Below are 18,385 nucleotides of genomic sequence, written 5' to 3' on the forward strand. Positions count from 1 at the left end.
TCTAGACCTCTTGAAGACCCACGATAATTAATCGTTAGACTACTATAACTTGTAACCAGTCGCCACTATATACACTTCACGTGAACGTGGTCGCGATGAATCTGGTTTTCGTGTTTTAACTGTAGTGAAAGCTTGTCGAACCGCTTTCATATATTCGTCAAAGCCCTCCCCCTGAAAGACTTTAACAGCAAAACTACCATTAGGGGCCAAAACTTGATGACACATATCTAATGCTAATTCTACGAGATACATCGCCCTAGGTTGGTCCACACCATCTGAACCACTCATATTTGGCGCCATATCTGAAAGCACTACATCCACTTTATCCTCACCAACACGGTCAAGTAAAGCATCAAGTACTTTCTCTTCGCGGAAATCACCTTGTAAAAAGTCGACTCCCACGATCGGATCCATTGGTAAAATATCACATGCTACCAATTTGCCTTTTTCTCCAACCAATTTAACAGCAATTTGTGACCATCCGCCAGGCGCAGCGCCTAAATCAACAACAGTCATGCCTTGTTTGATTAGTTTATCTTTCTGTTGGATTTCTTCCAACTTAAATGCTGCACGAGAACGTAAACCTCGCTTTTGAGACAATTTAACGTAGTGATCGTCAAAATGTTCTTGCATCCATCGGCTTGAACTAGCCGAACGTTTTTTCGTTGCCATTTAAATTCCGTAACGATTTGGAGTTACATAAAGCTTATATAAGGGTAGAATAGCCGTTTTTCAACAGTAACATTCAAAAAGTTGGTACAAATGAACTTAACAACCAAACAAAAACAGCATTTAAAAGGCCTGGCGCATAACTTAAAGCCAGTAGTGCTGCTTGGTGCTAATGGTTTGACCGAAGGTGTGCTGGCTGAAATTGATAGTGCACTCACTCATCATGAACTAATAAAAGTGAAAGTAGGCTCTTCTGATAGAGAGCTTAAAAATGCTGTCGTTGACGCGATTATTCGCGAAACTCAATCAACCAAAGTACAGCTTATCGGACACACCTTAGTTATTTTCCGTCAGTCTGCTGAAATGAAAGTTGCCATTCCAAAAGCAAAATAATTTCGTCAAACAACTTAGGGTCTTGTGTTCATCTTGCAGTCAATACGATTCAAATGTTCATTCTGACCTAAAAAAACCACTGCCATGCAGTGGTTTTTTTATGACTATAGAATATCAATCTTAAGTAGTAATTAATATTAGTAGTAATTACGACTAGATATATTCAACGGCAGTAATTTCGTACTCTGCTGTGCCACCAGGAGTGGTGATAGCCACTTCATCATCGATACTTTTACCAATCAAGCCACGAGCAATAGGAGAGTTAACTGAAATTAAATTCTCTTTAATGTTTGCTTCATCATCACCCACAATGCGGTAAGTCGACTCTGCGTCGGTATCAACATTTAAAATCGTCACTGTGGTACCGAATATAACGCGACCAGAGTTTGGCATTGCTGTCACATCAATAATTTGTGCATTAGACAATTTGCCTTCAATATCACGAATACGCGCTTCACAAATACCTTGTTCTTCACGTGCTGCATGATATTCAGCGTTTTCTTTTAAGTCACCTAACTCACGCGCTTCGGCAATTGCTGAAGTAATGCTAGGGCGACGTTCAAATTTCAACTCGTCTAGTTCTTTGCGAAGCTGCTCGGCTCCGATAATCGTCATAGGGACGGTATTCATAATGTCTTATGTCTCCTTTAAAAACAAAAGCACCCCGTGCTGGTGTAAAACCAACACAGTTAAATCTCGATTAATTCGCATAGCGCACGATCTTTATAACAAAAAGTCTAAATGATGCGGTGTCTTGCGTTGAGGATGCATCTAATGATGATGCCCTAAGCTTACATAAGCTTGAGTTTAGTTACTAGTGACTGTCAAAAAATAGTAATAAAAAAGGCTACACGAATGCAGCCTTTTTAATCAAATCAGCAATTAATTAAACAAAATTAATTTTTTGCGATTCGCTCATGTAATTCTTGTACTGAATTCACATTATTTCTGTCATCTGCAGAGTGTGCTAAACAAGTAGCAAAAGCAGCATTTAGCGTTGTAGTGTAATTCACTTTATAGCGCAGTGCACCACGTCTAATTTGACGAGAATCCTCAATTGCTTGACGACCTTCTGTCGTATTAACAATGTAGGTGTATTCATCATTCTTAATACGGTCAAGAATGTGAGGACGCCCTTCATGCACCTTGTTAACTAAGCGTGGATTGATCCCCGCTTCACCAAGTACTACAGCGGTACCGTGTGTAGCATCGATTTGGTAGCCAAGTTTAATCAACTGTGCTGCAAGTTCTGCTACACGTGCTTTATCACTGTTACGAACTGAGATTAATGCTCGACCTGATTTTGGCACTTCAGCTGTCGCACCAAGTTGTGCTTTAGCATAAGCTTCAGCGAACGTTTCACCGACTCCCATGACTTCGCCTGTTGAGCGCATTTCTGGGCCAAGCATTGGGTCAACGCCAGGGAACTTGTTAAATGGCAATACCACTTCTTTCACAGAGAAATAAGGTGGAATCACTTCTTTAGTAAAGTTCTGCGATGTTAGGCTCTGACCGGCCATCACACGCGCTGCAATCTTCGCTAATGGAATACCTGTCGCTTTAGAGACAAACGGGACAGTACGGGCAGCACGCGGGTTAACTTCAATCATGTAGATTTCGTCATCTTTAACCGCAAACTGAACATTCATCAAACCAATTACACGTAACTCCATTGCTAATTTAGCAACTTGCTCACGCATACGGTTTTGCACATCTTCGCTTAAGCTATATGGTGGTAATGAACAACCTGAGTCACCTGAGTGAACTCCAGCTTGCTCGATGTGTTCCATGATAGAACCCACAACCACAATTTCACCATCACAAACTGCATCAATATCAATTTCAATCGCATTGTCTAAGAAGCGATCAAGCAATACTGGAGATGAGTTAGATACGCTAACAGCTTCGTTAAAGTAACGACGTAAGTCTTGCTCGTCATAAACGATTTCCATCGCGCGGCCGCCCAGTACATATGATGGACGAACAACTAACGGATAACCGATACGCTCAGCTGAAATAACCGCACCTTCTACTGTTGTAACAGTATCATTTTCAGGTTGCTTCATTTCAAGACGTTGAATCGCTTGTTGGAAACGCTCTCTGTCTTCTGCGCGGTCAATTGAATCAGGGCTTGTACCAATAATTGGTACACCAGCAGCTTCAAGTGCACGAGCTAGTTTAAGTGGAGTTTGACCACCGTATTGAACGATAACGCCTTTTGGCTTTTCAATACGCACAATTTCAAGTACGTCTTCAAACGTAACTGGCTCAAAGTATAAGCGGTCAGATGTATCGTAATCAGTTGATACTGTTTCAGGGTTACAGTTAACCATAATGGTTTCGTAACCATCTTCACGCAATGCTAATGCTGCGTGAACACAACAGTAATCAAACTCAATACCTTGACCAATACGGTTAGGGCCACCGCCAAGAATCATGATTTTATCGCGCGTTGATGGCGCAGCTTCACATTCTTCTTCGTACGTTGAGTACATGTAAGCAGTATCAGTCGCAAATTCTGCTGCACAAGTATCAACACGCTTGTAAACAGGGTGCATATCATAGCTATCACGAATTTTACGAACTTCGGTTTCGCTTACACCTAAGATTTCAGCTAAACGAGAGTCAGCAAAACCTTTACGTTTAAGCTTAAGTAAGAATTCTTGGTTAAGACCAGACATACCTACTTCAGAAACTTTTGCTTCTTGAGCAATTAAGTCTTCAATTTGAACTAAGAACCAATGGTCAACATTAGTCAGTCTGAAAATTTCATCACGGCTAAGGCCTGCACGGAATGCATCAGCGATATACCAAATGCGATCACAACCTGGCTCTTTCAACTCATGACGAATTTGCTGCATGCTTTCTGGAAGCGTAATGTCGATAACAGAATCAAAACCATTACGACCGACTTCTAAGCCACGTAATGCTTTTTGCAGTGACTCTTGGAAAGTACGGCCAATCGCCATCACTTCACCTACTGACTTCATTTGCGTCGTTAGACGGTCATTGGCACCAGCAAACTTCTCGAAGTTAAAGCGAGGAACCTTAGTCACAACGTAGTCAATAGCAGGTTCGAATGATGCTGGAGTACGACCACCAGTAATATCATTCATTAATTCATCAAGAGTGAAGCCTACAGCAAGTTTTGCCGCAATCTTAGCAATTGGGAAACCTGTTGCTTTAGAGGCTAATGCAGATGAACGAGATACACGTGGGTTCATCTCGATGATAACCATACGGCCAGTATTTGGACAAATACCAAACTGAACGTTAGAACCACCGGTTTCCACACCAATTTCACGCAGTACTGCTAAAGAAGCATTACGCATTAATTGATATTCTTTATCGGTTAATGTTTGCGCTGGAGCAACTGTGATTGAATCACCAGTATGCACACCCATCGCATCGAAGTTTTCGATAGCACAAACGATAATACAGTTATCGTTGCGGTCACGAACCACTTCCATTTCATACTCTTTCCAACCGATTAATGATTCATCAATCAATAACTCGCTGGTTGGCGAAAGCTCAAGACCTTGAGAACAAATGTCTTCAAACTCTTCTTTGTTGTATGCGATACCACCGCCACTGCCACCCATGGTGAAAGAAGGACGGATAATACATGGGAAGCCTACTTGGTCTAATACACCGTGAGCTTCTTCCATTGTATGAGCAATACCAGCACGAGGACATTCAAGACCAATGGCTTTCATTGCGGTATCAAAACGACTGCGGTCTTCAGCTTTATCAATTGCATCAGCCGTCGCGCCAATCATTTCAACGTTAAATTCTTTCAGTACGCCTTCAGCTTCAAGTTGAAGAGCACAGTTAAGTGCAGTCTGACCACCCATAGTCGGTAAAATCGCGTCAGGCTTTTCTTTAGCGATAATATTACGAACTACTTCCCAATGAATCGGCTCGATATAAGTAGCATCGGCCATTTCAGGATCGGTCATAATGGTGGCAGGGTTAGAGTTAACTAAGATAACTCGATAACCTTCTTCACGTAGCGCTTTACACGCTTGAGCACCTGAATAGTCAAATTCACACGCTTGACCAATAACAATTGGTCCAGCGCCTAGGATTAGAATACTTTTAATATCAGTACGTTTTGGCATTGCTTCTATCTTCTCCGAGTGACCTAACTATTTAGCGTTTTGGCGAAATTGCTCAATCAAATCAATAAAGTGATCAAACAGTGGTGACGCATCTGTCGGTCCAGGGCTCGCTTCTGGGTGGCCTTGGAAACTAAACGCTGGCTTATCAGTAAGGTGAATACCTTGAAGTGAACCATCAAATAATGACTTATGAGTCACTTTGATGTTCGCAGGCAGTGTGGTTTCATCAGCAGCAAAACCATGGTTTTGGCTGGTAATCATCACATTACCTTTTTCAATATTGCTCACAGGGTGGTTAGCACCATGGTGACCAAACTTCATTTTCAAGGTTTTAGCCCCTGATGCTAATGCTAGCAACTGGTGACCAAGACAAATACCAAACACTGGAATATCAGTCTTTAGAATCTCTTGAATAGCCGTAATAGCGTAGTCACACGGCTCTGGATCGCCAGGACCATTTGATAGGAAAACCCCATCTGGATTCATTGCTAATACTTCTGCAGCAGAAGTTTGCGCAGGTACTACTGTCACATCACAACCACGGTCAACTAACATACGTAAGATGTTACGTTTGATGCCGTAATCAAAAGCGACAACTTTATATTTAAGTTCTGACTCTGGAGTCTCATCAGGTAAACCGCCAACTAAACGCCAGCTAGCTTTACGCCATTGATAAGTAGACTCAGTCGTGACTTCTTTGGCTAAATCCATGCCTTTTAAACCAGGGAATGCCTTGGCTGCAGCTAATGCTTTAGCTTCGTCGATATCGCCAACCATAATACAGCCGGCTTGCGAACCTTTTTCACGTAAAATACGCGTTAATTTACGTGTATCAATATCCGCAATACCCACAACATTATTCGATTTTAAATAATCGCTTAATGATTGTTGGTTACGAAAGTTGCTGGCTAATAGAGGTAGATCCCTAATGATAAGACCGCAAGCATGAACTGAATCAGATTCTGTATCTTCATCGTTTGTGCCGGTATTACCAATATGAGGGTAAGTTAAAGTTACGATCTGGCGAGAATATGACGGATCCGTTAAAATCTCTTGATAGCCTGTCATTGAAGTGTTAAAAACTACTTCACCAACAGTGAGTCCATCGGCACCAATTGCTGTGCCAGAGAATACGGTTCCGTCTTCGAGTACGAGTAAGGCAGACTGTGTCAACGCGACCTCCAAAAAAAAAGAGCCAAGCCACTGAAATTATGGCTATTTTATTTTTACAAACCTACCAATTTACGAAATTTTGGCAAATTCCAGCGATTTTATATGAATTAACTTAAAGCGTCTATGCTTAGTTATTTTATTTTGGGAAAATTTATTTCCAAAAAAAAACCACCGAAGGTGGTTTTTTTAAATATTAATTGAGACCTAACACTTGCTGCATGTCGTATAAGCCTGAATCCTGATCGGATAACCAATAGGCTGCACGCATTGCACCATTTGCAAATGTCATTCGACTGGTGGCTTTATGGGTTATTTCGACTCGCTCGCCGATATCGGCAAACATCACTGTATGATCGCCAACAATATCACCAGCACGTATAGTAGAAAAACCAATGGTATTTCTATCACGCTCACCAGTCATACCTTCACGACCATAAACAGCACACTCTTCAAGATCGCGGCCAAGGGTATCAGCAATCACTTCACCCATTTTTAATGCAGTCCCAGATGGTGCATCTTTCTTATAACGATGATGCCCTTCTGTAATCTCGATATCTGTGTAATCGCCCATGACTTTAGCCGTCAGCTCTAATAGTTTTAGGGTTAAATTAACGCCAACAGACATATTAGGTGCAAACACAACAGGAGTCAGTTCAGCAAACGCATTAATCATCTCTTTTTGAGCATGATTAAACCCTGTTGTACCAATCACAATCGCCTTATTATTTTTTGAACACCAATCAAGGTGAACAAGTGACGACTCTGGAGAGGTAAAATCAATTAATACATCAAAGTGTTCTGATGCAATGTCTAATGAATCTGTAATCGCGACATTCATGGTACCTACACCGGCTAGCTCACCAGCATCTACACCAATCAGGGTAGAACCGGTACGCTCAACAGCAGCACCTAAATAAATCATTTCATGTTGCTTAGCAGCTTCAATCAATGTGCGACCCATTCGGCCACTGGCACCAACAACAGCGATTCTTACTTTTGCAGTCATGTCTTTCTCCCAGTGATACAAAAACGCCTAAGTCTTACTTAGGCGTTAATCATTAAACGATTTCTAATAATTCTACTTCAAATACCAACGCCGAGAATGGCGGAATTGAAGCACCAGCACCACGTTCGCCGTAAGCTAAGTGTTGTGGAACGAATAATTTAAGCTTAGTACCAACTGGCATTAGTTGTAATGCTTCAGTCCAACCAGCGATAACGCCAGAAACTGGGAATTCTGCAGGCTCGCCACGAGCTACAGAGCTATCGAATACTTCACCGTTGATGAAAGTACCGTGGTAGTGAGCACGAATAGTTGAATCAAGAGTTGGTTTTTCACCTTCACCTTGAGTAATAACTTCATACTGAAGACCAGATTCAGTTACTGTGATGCCTTCACGTTTAGCATTTTCAGCTAAGAAGTTTTCGCCTTCTGCAGAAGCAGCTGCAGCAGCTTCTTCTTGAGCAGCTTGAAGACGACGGCTGATTTCAGTGAAAGCCACTTGTAAGTCTTCCATTGCAACAGCGCTTTCTTTACCAGCAAATGCATCAGCAAGACCAGCTTGTACAGCAGGGATATCGATACCTTCGAAAGAGTTAGCAGCTAGTTGCTCACCCATTTGACGACCTACACCGTAACTTGCTTGCTGTTCCATTGTGTTGAACTCTGACATAACTTTTATACTCTCAATTCATCAGTTAAAATTTGCGGGGCAGTTTAGCACACTTTATAGTGTGATGGGCGTTAATCTGCGGTGATTATGACTATTTTTCATTAGCCTTGGTGGCATTGGTTTAAGGCTTGTTTTTTTGCCGCTTGATATAAAGGCGTGACCTTAGTTTGTAACCCCTTTAAATCAGAAATTCGAGTAGAGTGTGACGGGTGAGTAGAAAACAATTCAGGCCCTTGTTCTCCCCCTGCTTTCGCCATGTTTTGCCACAAAGTGACGCTTTTTGCAGGATTAAAACCCGCTTTCGCCATCAGCTCTAAACCCAGCTCGTCAGCTTCGCTTTCTTGATCTCGTCCAAAAGGAAGCAAAATACCCACTTGAGCCCCCAAACCTAAACCAGCCATATACATATCTTTATTTGATACGCCACCAGCGCCTAACGCCACATCAGCGAGTTGCATACCTGTATTAGTGAGTTGTGCACGAGAAACCTGTTCATTGCCGTGTCTTGCTAATACATGCGCTACTTCATGCCCTATTACGGTTGCAAGTTGATCAGGATCGTTTGCCACGGTCAGTAATCCGGTATACACCCCAATATGTCCTCCAGGCAAAGCAAAGGCATTAATTTGCTCTGAATCAAACAGCACAACTTCCCATTGCAAAGACTTGTCTGGCAGTACCGCAGTAATTCGATTAGCCACACAATTTACATAGGCAGTCTTTTGTTTATTACTACTAATCTTTTGCTCTTTTTTCATAGCAGTAAAAGACTGTGCGCCCATTTCTGTCATTTGATTTTTATCAAATAACAGCACCTGACTTCGCCCTGTTGGCGACTTAGTCGTAGCACAACCCGCCAGCAATACAGAGACAGCTAATATCAACGCCAGTTTGTTCATTTTCATCCCTTAAAATCATGACTTGTTACTAGGGCCTGCTGATCTTTGCTGGTTAAGTTTTGTTCGAAATAAAAGCGTTTTAATTGAGGCGGATGGATTGATGCCTAGTCATCTAAGCAAGCTTCATCCAACAAAGAGTAAAACGCTTTTAGTCGAACCCTTTGGGCAGCGTTTGTTGGTCCATTTTTACTGCGTTATCGACTTTTTATGTAGAATAACTACACCACAAAGTCTCTACCTTGTATAAATGGCCAACAATTCGCTGCAAAAACAACCTTTAAAGATCAACAGGCCCTTATATCCCTATCTATTTGCGACTATTTTAAACTATTGCTGCATTCGGTAACACTAAAAGACCGAGCCTAATTAAGATCAGATGATGAATTCTGAATCAGCTGATACAGCTCAGAATAGTTTTAGCTCAGAATAGTTTTAGTTCAGCTAGTTTTAGCTGAGTTAGTATTAGTTCAGCTAGCTTAAGTTGAGTTAGCTTTTTCTGGTTTTAGAAAAATCACGAATACTGCGCTTTTTAGCCGTGCGTCTATTCGCTTGTTTGTCCTTAGGCGGCCTTTTGCTATTGGGATCAACAGGTTTATCGGTCACAGGAAAATTCTCAAGTTCGTGTAAAGGTAGTGCTAGACCAGTAAGCGCTCGAATAGCGGCTAAGTTTTGCATTTCGGCATGACTAATAAGCGATATGGCAATGCCACTGAGTCCCGCTCTTGCCGTGCGGCCTATACGGTGAACATACACTGCTGCTTGTTCAGGCAAATCGAAATTGATCACAACGGGTAAAGCATCAATATGGATACCGCGCGCTAGAACATCTGTAGCCACTAGTACATTAAGCTGTTTTGTTTTAAAATTTTGAAGTGTCTGAGCGCGCATTGCTTGTTCTTTATCACCATGGAGCGCTGCGGCATTTATTTTTGCTTTAATGAGTTTTTTACACAAGCCATCTGCATTGGCTTTGCCATTAACAAACACTACAACTTGAGACCAAGCATTGTGCTTAATCAACTCAATTAAGGCCTTAGCCTTGCTGCCTTTATTAACGTGATAAATAGTTTGCGCAATATCTTCTACAGCAGAATTAACCACATTTGTCTCAATCCGCACGCTTTCTGCAGATAATATCTGTTGTGTTAGTTTATCTAAAGGCCCAGGCATGGTTGCAGAAAACAGCATTGTCTGCCTTTCAGGCATCAGAGCGATAAGCGCATTAATATCTGCAATGAATCCCATGTCTAATAAGCGATCCGCTTCATCAAGCACTAAATGCTTTATCTCATTAAGCGACACTGAGCCTTGTTTCACTAACGCAAGTAACCTCCCTGGAGTTGCAACGATTACACTAGCAGGTGATGATAATCGTTTAACTTGCAACTCTATATCTTCACCACCACACAAAGCATCAACACGGACATCTAGACCTGCAGAGACTTTTGCTAAGTCATCAGCCACTTGTTTGGCTAACTCCCTTGTCGGCACGATAATTAAACCTGAGATAGATTCAGATGACGACGCTATTTTTTTCTGTGATTTATTTTGACCAATACTGTGCAAAATAGGCAAACCAAAAGCATAGGTTTTTCCACTACCGGTTTGCGCCAGCGCTATCACATCCTTTCCACTCAAAATAGCGGGAATAGCACGTGCCTGAATATCGGTGGCACTATCAATAGAGGCGGGCAAAGCATCGATTAATTTAGGGTTGAGTAAGAAAGTTGCAAACGACATGGGCTGGGCCTAAATAAGATAAAAATTAATTCTAAATATCAATACGTTAAGTATTCAAACTAAAATACGAAAGCAGTTAATACTTAAACGTAAAATGTTACTGAACTTGAAATGCTACTGAACTTGAAATACTGGCAATAAAAAAGGCTGCTTACCAAAGTAATCAGCCTTTCAATTATCAGTGACGATTTATGACTATTGTAATAATTAGCTATTTAAATCGTGAAAGAATTTTTTAACGCCGTCGAAGAAGCCTTCAGCTTTTGGGCTGTGTTTCTTTGACTCACCGGTTAATGTCGCTTCAAACTCACGCAACAATTCTTTTTGCTTGTCATTAAGGTTAACAGGAGTTTCCATCACAACCTTACAAAGCAAATCACCTACTGCATGACTGCGCACTGACTTAACGCCTTTTCCGCGCATACGGAACATACGGCCAGTTTGAGTCTCTGCAGGGATTTTAAGATTTACTTTACCGTCAAGTGTTGGTACTTCAATCTCGCCACCAAGGGCAGCTTTACTGAATGAAATAGGCACTTCACAGTACAAGTTGTTGCCATCACGAGTAAAGATAGCGTGCTCACGAACGCTAACTTGAACATATAAGTCACCTGGAGGTGCACCAAACTCGCCAGCTTCACCTTCGCCAGATAAGCGAATACGGTCACCCGTATCAACACCAGCAGGAATTTTAACTGATAAGGTTTTGCTCTTCTCAACGCGACCTTCACCATGACATTTGTTACATGGATCTTTAATGATCTTACCGCGACCATGACACGTTGGACACGCTTGCTGAACCGCAAAGAAGCCTTGACGCATTTGCACTTGGCCTTGGCCATGACAGGTACCACATGTTGTAGCCGAAGTGCCCTTCTTAGCGCCACTTCCATCACAGGTATCACATGATGCTAGTGTTGGTATACGTAACTCTTTTGATAAGCCACGAACAGCTTCTTCGAGCGATAACTCAAGGTTGTAACGTAAGTCACTACCACGAGCCGCTTGACGTTGACCGCCGCCACGGCGACCACCACCAAAAATATCACCAAACACGTCACCGAAGATATCACCGAAATCACCAGCGCCACCATGACCACCGCCGCCGCGATTAGGATCAACACCAGCATGACCAAATTGGTCATAAGCCGCTTTTTTATTGGCATCTGTTAGAATTTCGTAAGCTTCTTTAACTTCTTTAAAGCTTGCTTCAGCTTCTTCATCGCCCGGGTTGCGATCCGGGTGAAACTTCATCGCCAAACGTTTATAGGCTTTTTTGACTTCTCGTTCACTAGCGTCACGACCGACACCAAGAACTTCGTAATAATCTCGCTTTGACATAATCTCAGTTTTCTCAAGCAGGTATTGTACGAACGGGCGTTAAAGATTTCTCTCAACGCCCGCCTGAAAGTTAACTAACTATTTAGCTTACTTTTTGTCGTCTTTTACTTCTTCAAACTCAGCATCAACAACGTCATCTTCAGGCTTAGCTTCTTGAGCATCTTGTGCTGGAGCTTCACCTTGTTGCGCTTGTGCTTTCGCTTGAGCAATTTCCATTAACTTAGCTGACGCTTCCATTAATGCTTGAGTTGCTTTATCAATAGCTTCTTTGTCGTTACCTTGAGTTGCGGTATCAACTTCAGCCATTGCAGCTTCAATTTTCTCTTTTTCGTCGCTTGGTAATGCATCGCCAGCTTCTTCGATTTGCTTCTTAGTCGCGTGAACCATGCCATCAGCTTGGTTACGTGCTTGAACAACCTCTTCGAATTTAGCATCTTCATCAGCATGCGCTTCAGCATCACGTACCATTTGCTCTACTTCTTCGTCGCTTAGACCAGAGTTAGCTTTAATGGTGATGTTTTGTGCTTTACCTGTTTTCTTATCAGTTGCTGATACGTTTAAGATACCATCGGCATCGATATCAAATGCAACTTCAATTTGAGGTTGGCCACGTGGAGCAGGCTCAATACCTTCAAGGTTGAACTGACCTAAAGACTTGTTGTAGCTCGCTTGCTTACGCTCACCTTGAAGTACGTGAATGGTCACTGCACTTTGGTTGTCGTCAGCAGTTGAGAAAACTTGCTGTGCTTTAGTAGGGATAGTGGTGTTTTTCTCGATTAGACGAGTCATTACACTACCCATAGTTTCGATACCGAAAGAAAGCGGTGTTACGTCAAGTAACAATACATCTTTCACATCACCAGAAAGTACGCCAGCTTGAATTGCCGCGCCTACCGCTACAGCTTCATCAGGGTTAACGTCTTTACGCGGCTCTTTACCGAAGAAATCAGTTACTGCAGCCTGTACTTTAGGCATACGAGTTTGACCACCAACAAGAATCACTTCGTTGATATCAGAAACTGATAAGTCAGCATCAGCTAGAGCAACTTTAAGTGGCTCTAAAGAACGTTGAATTAAGTCATCTACTAAAGACTCTAACTTAGCACGAGTGATTTTAACCACTAAATGCTTAGGACCTGTTGCATCAGCAGTGATGTAAGGCAGGTTAACTTCAGTTTGAGTAGTGCTAGAAAGTTCAATTTTCGCTTTTTCTGCAGCTTCTTTAACACGTTGCATTGCTAGCGGGTCATTACGTAAATCTAGACCTTGCTCTTTCTTGAATTCATCAGCTAAGTAGTTGATTAAACGGTTATCAAAATCTTCACCACCTAAGTGAGTGTCACCGTTAGTCGCAAGTACTTCAAAAGTTTGGTCACCGTCATTGCTATCGATTTCAATGATTGAAATATCGAAAGTACCACCACCTAAATCGTAAACAGCAACAACATTGTCGCCTTGCTTCTTATCGATACCGTAAGCTAATGCAGCAGCAGTTGGTTCATTGATGATACGTTTAACATCAAGACCAGCAATACGGCCAGCATCTTTAGTAGCTTGGCGTTGTGAATCGTTAAAGTAAGCAGGAACAGTAATAACGGCTTCTGTTACTTCTTCACCTAAAAAGTCTTCTGCAGTCTTTTTCATCTTTTTCAAGATTTCAGCAGAAACTTGTGGTGGAGCCATTTTCTTACCGTGCGCTTCAACCCATGCATCACCATTGTCAGTACCAATGATTTTGAAAGGCATGATGTCAACGTCACGTTGAACTTCGTCATCTTTAAAACGACGACCGATTAGACGCTTAATTGCGAAGAAAGTGTTAGTCGGATTAGTAACCGCTTGACGTTTAGCTGGTGAACCTACCAATGTTTCATCTTCTGTGTATGCGATGATAGATGCAGTAGTACGTTCGCCTTCAGCGTTCTCAATTACGCGAGCTTTGCCGCCATCAAGGACAGCAACACAAGAGTTTGTTGTGCCTAAGTCAATACCAATAATTTTGCCCATGAGGATCTCCGAATATAAAATTTTAGTGTTTCTAAATTTGCTTATGGTTGTTGATATGGGGTCAGGATTTGTAATTTCAAGTCCTAATTTTTTGCCTCTCATATCAGCCTTAATGCATATATTGGGACAGCGATCTTAATTACAAGGGCTAGATCGTAAATTTTATTAAAAATATCTTAAGCAAATAGAAAATAAATAGTGCGCCCACTTTGCATATTGCATACAATCCTGACAATTATTAAGCCTGTATTTTATTTTCAAATAGGAAAGACATTGTCAAACGCTTCTCTAGCTTACATATATGGGCTGTTGGCAGTATTACTGTGGTCGACTGTTGCGACTGCATTTAAAATTGCATTAGGCTACTTCACCCCGCTGCAACTCGTTTTTGTTGCCGTTATCACGTCTATTTTTGCGTTAGGCATGATTGTCGTTGCTCAAAGAAAATTTGGGTTAATCGCAAAACAGTTTATTCATCGACCCTTTTTTTATTTGCTCACAGGGTTACTTAATCCGTTTTTATACTATTACGTGCTATTCGAAGCGTATGACTTATTGCCAGCCCAGCAAGCGTTATCACTCAATTACACTTGGGCAATCTTGCTGCCTATTCTGGCAGTGCCTTTACTGGGGCATAAACTAACAAAGACTGACGTACTGGCTGCCATCATTGCTTATAGCGGTGTATATGTGATTGCGAGCGGCGGTAACCTAACCAACTTCAACTTTGACAGCCCAACAGGCATCGCTTTTGTGTTAAGTAGTACCGTGATCTGGTGCTTTTATTGGGTCATTAATACTAAAGATGATGGCGATGCCATTGTCAGTTTGCTGCTGAGTTTTTTAATAGGCTTACCCTTTGTAACGGTTGCCATGATACTCCATCAACCTATTGAATTTATAAGCTGGTCTGCACTTGCAGCAGGAATGTATGTTGGGCTTTTTGAAATGGGATTGACGTTTGTACTATGGTTAATGGCACTTAAAACCACCAACAAAACCTCTAATATCACTACACTGGTATTTTTAACCCCCGTGCTGTCAGTTGGGTTAATATCAGTCATTTTAAAAGAGCAAATATCCCTTAGTACATATATTGGTTTATGCTTTATTTTAACGGGATTAATGCTTCAGAAAGTCCTCCCGAAAACGTTACCTAAACTTTTACCTAAGTTGATGCGGAAAACGAAAACTCAATATACCAATGAATAACTTTCGAAACCCTATGAGTAAAATAATTATTACGAAAATTTGAGTTAAAAAATTACCCATCAACATTATAAGGGTTGACCGCCAGCACTTAACGTTAGCAAGTTAGTTGTCAGCTAGCTCATTAGTTGTTATTAATATGTTGCAAGCAAATAAAAGTGATGGAGAAAATGGCAATGGGAATGCCTCGATGGAATTTTAGTGATGCTGTGGAAACAAGGATCCGTATTACCAGTTTATTAATTACGGTATGCATCATGATTTTTGAGTATTTAAGTGGCGATATCTCCACTCAGTACCCTGCTATGTATATCTGTGTTTTCGTTTTTCCTGCCGTCTATTTTACCAATCGTATTCAAACAAAGTATTTTCCGCATATGAAAGAGTATGTACAAGCTACGAGGATTGCAGCCATTATTATGACGCTAAGTAGTTTTGGGGTTTGGTGTTATGCCACATATTTACGTTTATCTATTCCTCCCATGCCAAATCACTTAATCTTAAGTTAGTAAGTGTTAAGTCAGTAATTTACACCCTGTACTATTCAAATATAAAGTATAACCCCTCTTAAAACTACAATGCTAAAAAGCAAAAAAGCACCGAAGTGCTTTTATTATTGCTAACTGTCAGTGTACAAAACTAAGTTAACCGCGTGCAGTGTAATCACCTGTTGCTAACCATTTATATGTGGTTAACGCATCAAGAGCCATCGGCCCACGAGCATGTAACTTCTGAGTACTAACTGCTACTTCGGCACCTAAACCGAACTGCGAACCATCAGTAAATCGAGTACTTGCATTAACATATACAGCAGCTGAGTCGACTTGATTCATAAAGTGACAAGTCGCATTTATATCATCAGATAAAATCGCTTCAGAGTGACCACTTGAATGTTTACGGATATGCGCGATTGCTTCATCAATCTCTTCTACCACCTTCACACCTAATGTCAGCGATAACCATTCCGTTGAGTAACTTTCATCTGTGGCTGAATGGATTTCAAAAGCTTCAGTATCCACCAAAGCTTTGGTTTTTTCACAGGTATAGAAGCTAACACCAAGTGCCGACATTTGCGCAAATAGTTTTGGTAAGAACTCAGCCGCTACAGTTTCGTGAACCAATAAAGTATCTAAGGCATTACATACTGTTGGGCGCTGCACTTTAGCATTAATAATCACTTCGGCGCTGCGGCTAAGATCAGCCATTTTATCAAGGTATAAATGACAAATACCAATACCACCCAAAATGACAGGTATACTGGCTTTTTCTGCACATAAACGCTGCAGCGTTTGCCCGCCTCGTGGAATAATCATATCAACATACTGATCTAAGGTAAGTAATCCAGTTACCAGCTCTCTATCTGTTGAATTGATTAACTGAACGGCATTTTCAGGCAAACCTTGAAGGGTTAATGCTTTACGAATAACATCACTTAATACTTGGTTAGAAGTCAGTGTTTCTTTGCCGCCACGTAGAATTACCGCATTACCCGTTTTTAATGCAAGCACTGCAATATCAACAGTCACGTTTGGGCGAGCTTCATAAATCACCCCAACAACCCCTAACGGTACTCGGCGCTGGGTTAAACGTAATCCGTTATCCAATAACTGACTGCTTGATTCGCTACCAACAGGATCGGCAAGGTTAATCACGTTATCAATATCTGCGATGATGCCGCTTAACCTTTCGTTATCTAATAACAGGCGATCAATCATGGCACCTGTTAAACCATTTTCTTTAGCCGCGGCAACATCTTTTGCATTCGCAGCAAGAATAGCTTCACTATTAAGTGTTAGTTGTTCACTAATACAATGCAACAACTCAGATTTTTTCTGGCTAGATAGATTGGCCAACGCAAAGCTTGCAGCTTTTGCCTGCTTGCCTAATGTGTGTAAATATTCTTTATGAGGCATGTTTTTATCCTTAAATTATTCACTCTCTAAAACGACCATGTCATTACGATGTACCACGGCAACACCATTGTTATAGCCCAGTAGTTCTTCAACTTGATTTGAGTGTTTTCCTGCAATAAGTGTCAACGCTCTTGAGCAATAGCGGCTCATACCTTTAGCAAAGATCCGTCCTGAAGTATCCGTTATTTGAACTGTAGCCCCTCGCTCAAAGTTGCCTTCGATACTTAAGATACCTTTGGGTAATAAGCTACTTCCTCCAGATATCACAGCTTTACGAGCACCATTATCTAAAATTAATTTACCTTCAGTAGCAGGACCTGCAAGAATCCATTGTTTGCGGCTCTCAAGCGGTGATTCTATTACACTAAAATGAGTACCAACAGATTCTTTATTTGCCAATTTAGTAATCACTTCAGGGTGATGACCAGAAGCAATAATCACTTCCACGCCAGAGCGCCTAGCAATATCCGCAGCCTCTAGTTTTGTCGCCATTCCGCCAGTACCTAAACCAGAAACCGCTCCGCCAGCAAGCAAGCGTAACTTGTCATCAATACAGTCTACAGAAACAATGAGCTTAGCATTAGGGTTACTGCGGGGATCGGCATCAAATAAGCCTTTTTGGTCTGTTAGTAAAACAAGTAAATCAGCATCACATAATAATGCCGCGCGAGCAGATAAATTGTCATTATCACCGACTTTAATCTCATTGGTCGCGACTGCATCATTTTCATTAATGATAGGAATTATATTATTTTCCAGTAGCGCATTAATGGTATCTCTCGCATTTAAATAGCGCTCTCTGTCGTGTAAGTCTGCTCGAGTCAGTAAGAGCTGGCCGACATGTAAGCCATAAATACTAAAGAACTCAGTCCAAGCAAGAATTAGTTGACTCTGCCCGACAGCAGCAAGCAGTTGTTTATTAGGCATACTATCTGAAAGTTCAGGGTACTGAAGATGCTCTCTACCTGCAGCAATTGCACCAGAAGTACATAGCACAACTTCAATGCCAGAACGCACTAACAATGACATTTGCCTAGCTAGTTCCACCATATGCGCTTTATCAAGCTTATTACTGCCTGATGTCAGCACGCTGGTGCCTAATTTTATTACAACACGCTGGTAAGACATTGGTACCTTTCCAAACTAAACACTGAGGGAAGATTTTTATACCTAAAAAAGCTAAAGAATAATAGCAATGCTTTAGGATGTTAAAGTAATTTCACGACATAATTTACGATCTTACACAA

At 41.4% G+C, this 18,385-nt stretch carries 15 protein-coding genes; 3 read left to right on the forward strand and 12 right to left on the reverse strand.

The genetic code is table 11. From position 1 onward, the window contains the following. Positions 1-42 precede the first annotated feature (42 nt). Positions 43-672: a 23S rRNA (uridine(2552)-2'-O)-methyltransferase RlmE gene (gene rlmE / locus L2735_RS07345; protein ID WP_102526889.1), complete on the reverse strand. Its 630-nt coding sequence runs from the start codon at positions 670-672 to the stop codon at positions 43-45. A gap of 90 nt (positions 673-762) precedes the next feature. Here rlmE and yhbY point away from each other — a divergent pair, with 90 nt between their 5' ends. Continuing rightward, complete coding sequence (gene yhbY, locus L2735_RS07350; protein ID WP_153915154.1) at positions 763-1,062, forward strand: ribosome assembly RNA-binding protein YhbY; 300 nt, start codon at positions 763-765, stop codon at positions 1,060-1,062. Positions 1,063-1,215: 153 nt separating this feature from the next. On the opposite strand, the gene greA is transcribed toward yhbY, so the two are convergent. The 9 genes from greA to dnaK all read right to left on the reverse strand — a co-directional run bounded on the left by greA (position 1,216) and on the right by dnaK (position 14,016). Then, positions 1,216-1,692: a transcription elongation factor GreA gene (greA, locus tag L2735_RS07355; RefSeq protein ID WP_248984085.1), complete on the reverse strand. Its 477-nt coding sequence runs from the start codon at positions 1,690-1,692 to the stop codon at positions 1,216-1,218. A gap of 266 nt (positions 1,693-1,958) precedes the next feature. Next, positions 1,959-5,183 carry a carbamoyl-phosphate synthase large subunit gene (gene carB / locus L2735_RS07360; protein ID WP_248984086.1) on the reverse strand — a complete coding sequence of 1,075 codons (3,225 nt, stop codon included), beginning with the start codon at positions 5,181-5,183 and terminating at the stop codon, positions 1,959-1,961. 27 nt (positions 5,184-5,210) lie between these two features. Further along, positions 5,211-6,368, reverse strand: coding sequence for a glutamine-hydrolyzing carbamoyl-phosphate synthase small subunit (carA, locus tag L2735_RS07365; RefSeq protein WP_248984087.1), 1,158 nt, complete (start codon positions 6,366-6,368; stop codon positions 5,211-5,213). A 181-nt stretch (positions 6,369-6,549) separates the two neighbouring features. Next, a complete protein-coding gene (gene dapB, locus L2735_RS07370; protein ID WP_220751735.1) occupies positions 6,550-7,362 on the reverse strand; it encodes a 4-hydroxy-tetrahydrodipicolinate reductase in 813 nt (270 codons plus the stop codon). A 52-nt stretch (positions 7,363-7,414) separates the two neighbouring features. Continuing rightward, positions 7,415-8,029 (reverse strand): BamJ family beta-barrel-assembly machinery protein, encoded by a 615-nt coding sequence (bamJ, locus tag L2735_RS07375; RefSeq protein WP_248984088.1) that lies wholly within the window; start codon positions 8,027-8,029, stop codon positions 7,415-7,417. Between the two features lie 101 nt (positions 8,030-8,130). Continuing rightward, the gene (locus L2735_RS07380) at positions 8,131-8,934 is read right to left on the reverse strand and encodes a M48 family metallopeptidase (RefSeq protein ID WP_248984089.1); all 804 of its coding nucleotides are present in this window, start codon (positions 8,932-8,934) and stop codon (positions 8,131-8,133) included. Between the two features lie 480 nt (positions 8,935-9,414). Continuing rightward, positions 9,415-10,668, reverse strand: coding sequence for a DEAD/DEAH box helicase (locus L2735_RS07390; protein ID WP_248984090.1), 1,254 nt, complete (start codon positions 10,666-10,668; stop codon positions 9,415-9,417). A gap of 207 nt (positions 10,669-10,875) precedes the next feature. Beyond that, positions 10,876-12,009: a molecular chaperone DnaJ gene (dnaJ, locus tag L2735_RS07395; protein WP_248984091.1), complete on the reverse strand. Its 1,134-nt coding sequence runs from the start codon at positions 12,007-12,009 to the stop codon at positions 10,876-10,878. An 87-nt stretch (positions 12,010-12,096) separates the two neighbouring features. Continuing rightward, the gene (gene dnaK / locus L2735_RS07400; protein WP_248984092.1) at positions 12,097-14,016 is read right to left on the reverse strand and encodes a molecular chaperone DnaK; all 1,920 of its coding nucleotides are present in this window, start codon (positions 14,014-14,016) and stop codon (positions 12,097-12,099) included. A gap of 273 nt (positions 14,017-14,289) precedes the next feature. Between dnaK and L2735_RS07405 the strand changes: the two genes are divergently transcribed. Together L2735_RS07405 and L2735_RS07410 are read left to right on the forward strand one after the other, a co-directional pair. After that, positions 14,290-15,228 carry a DMT family transporter gene (locus L2735_RS07405; protein WP_248984093.1) on the forward strand — a complete coding sequence of 313 codons (939 nt, stop codon included), beginning with the start codon at positions 14,290-14,292 and terminating at the stop codon, positions 15,226-15,228. A 179-nt stretch (positions 15,229-15,407) separates the two neighbouring features. After that, complete coding sequence (locus L2735_RS07410; protein ID WP_248984094.1) at positions 15,408-15,734, forward strand: hypothetical protein; 327 nt, start codon at positions 15,408-15,410, stop codon at positions 15,732-15,734. Between the two features lie 135 nt (positions 15,735-15,869). On the opposite strand, the gene L2735_RS07415 is transcribed toward L2735_RS07410, so the two are convergent. Both L2735_RS07415 and proB read right to left on the reverse strand, forming a co-directional pair. Beyond that, a complete protein-coding gene (locus L2735_RS07415; RefSeq protein WP_248984095.1) occupies positions 15,870-17,138 on the reverse strand; it encodes a glutamate-5-semialdehyde dehydrogenase in 1,269 nt (422 codons plus the stop codon). 15 nt (positions 17,139-17,153) lie between these two features. Further along, positions 17,154-18,266: a glutamate 5-kinase gene (proB, locus tag L2735_RS07420; RefSeq protein WP_248984096.1), complete on the reverse strand. Its 1,113-nt coding sequence runs from the start codon at positions 18,264-18,266 to the stop codon at positions 17,154-17,156. Positions 18,267-18,385 lie beyond the last annotated feature (119 nt).

The sequence above is a fragment of the Shewanella olleyana genome (assembly GCF_023283825.1).
GTDB lineage: Bacteria > Pseudomonadota > Gammaproteobacteria > Enterobacterales > Shewanellaceae > Shewanella > Shewanella olleyana.

What these genes read in the sequence shown, in the direction of transcription:
- rlmE (WP_102526889.1), bottom strand. Translation starts at nt 672, where the DNA reads ATGGCAACGAAAAAACGTTCGGCTAGTTCAAGCCGATGGATGCAAGAA.
- yhbY (WP_153915154.1), top strand. Translation starts at nt 763, where the DNA reads ATGAACTTAACAACCAAACAAAAACAGCATTTAAAAGGCCTGGCGCAT.
- greA (WP_248984085.1), bottom strand. Translation starts at nt 1,692, where the DNA reads ATGAATACCGTCCCTATGACGATTATCGGAGCCGAGCAGCTTCGCAAA.
- carB (WP_248984086.1), bottom strand. Translation starts at nt 5,183, where the DNA reads ATGCCAAAACGTACTGATATTAAAAGTATTCTAATCCTAGGCGCTGGA.
- dapB (WP_220751735.1), bottom strand. Translation starts at nt 7,362, where the DNA reads ATGACTGCAAAAGTAAGAATCGCTGTTGTTGGTGCCAGTGGCCGAATG.
- bamJ (WP_248984088.1), bottom strand. Translation starts at nt 8,029, where the DNA reads ATGTCAGAGTTCAACACAATGGAACAGCAAGCAAGTTACGGTGTAGGT.
- L2735_RS07380 (WP_248984089.1), bottom strand. Translation starts at nt 8,934, where the DNA reads ATGAAAATGAACAAACTGGCGTTGATATTAGCTGTCTCTGTATTGCTG.
- L2735_RS07390 (WP_248984090.1), bottom strand. Translation starts at nt 10,668, where the DNA reads ATGTCGTTTGCAACTTTCTTACTCAACCCTAAATTAATCGATGCTTTG.
- dnaJ (WP_248984091.1), bottom strand. Translation starts at nt 12,009, where the DNA reads ATGTCAAAGCGAGATTATTACGAAGTTCTTGGTGTCGGTCGTGACGCT.
- dnaK (WP_248984092.1), bottom strand. Translation starts at nt 14,016, where the DNA reads ATGGGCAAAATTATTGGTATTGACTTAGGCACAACAAACTCTTGTGTT.
- L2735_RS07410 (WP_248984094.1), top strand. Translation starts at nt 15,408, where the DNA reads ATGCCTCGATGGAATTTTAGTGATGCTGTGGAAACAAGGATCCGTATT.
- L2735_RS07415 (WP_248984095.1), bottom strand. Translation starts at nt 17,138, where the DNA reads ATGCCTCATAAAGAATATTTACACACATTAGGCAAGCAGGCAAAAGCT.
- proB (WP_248984096.1), bottom strand. Translation starts at nt 18,266, where the DNA reads ATGTCTTACCAGCGTGTTGTAATAAAATTAGGCACCAGCGTGCTGACA.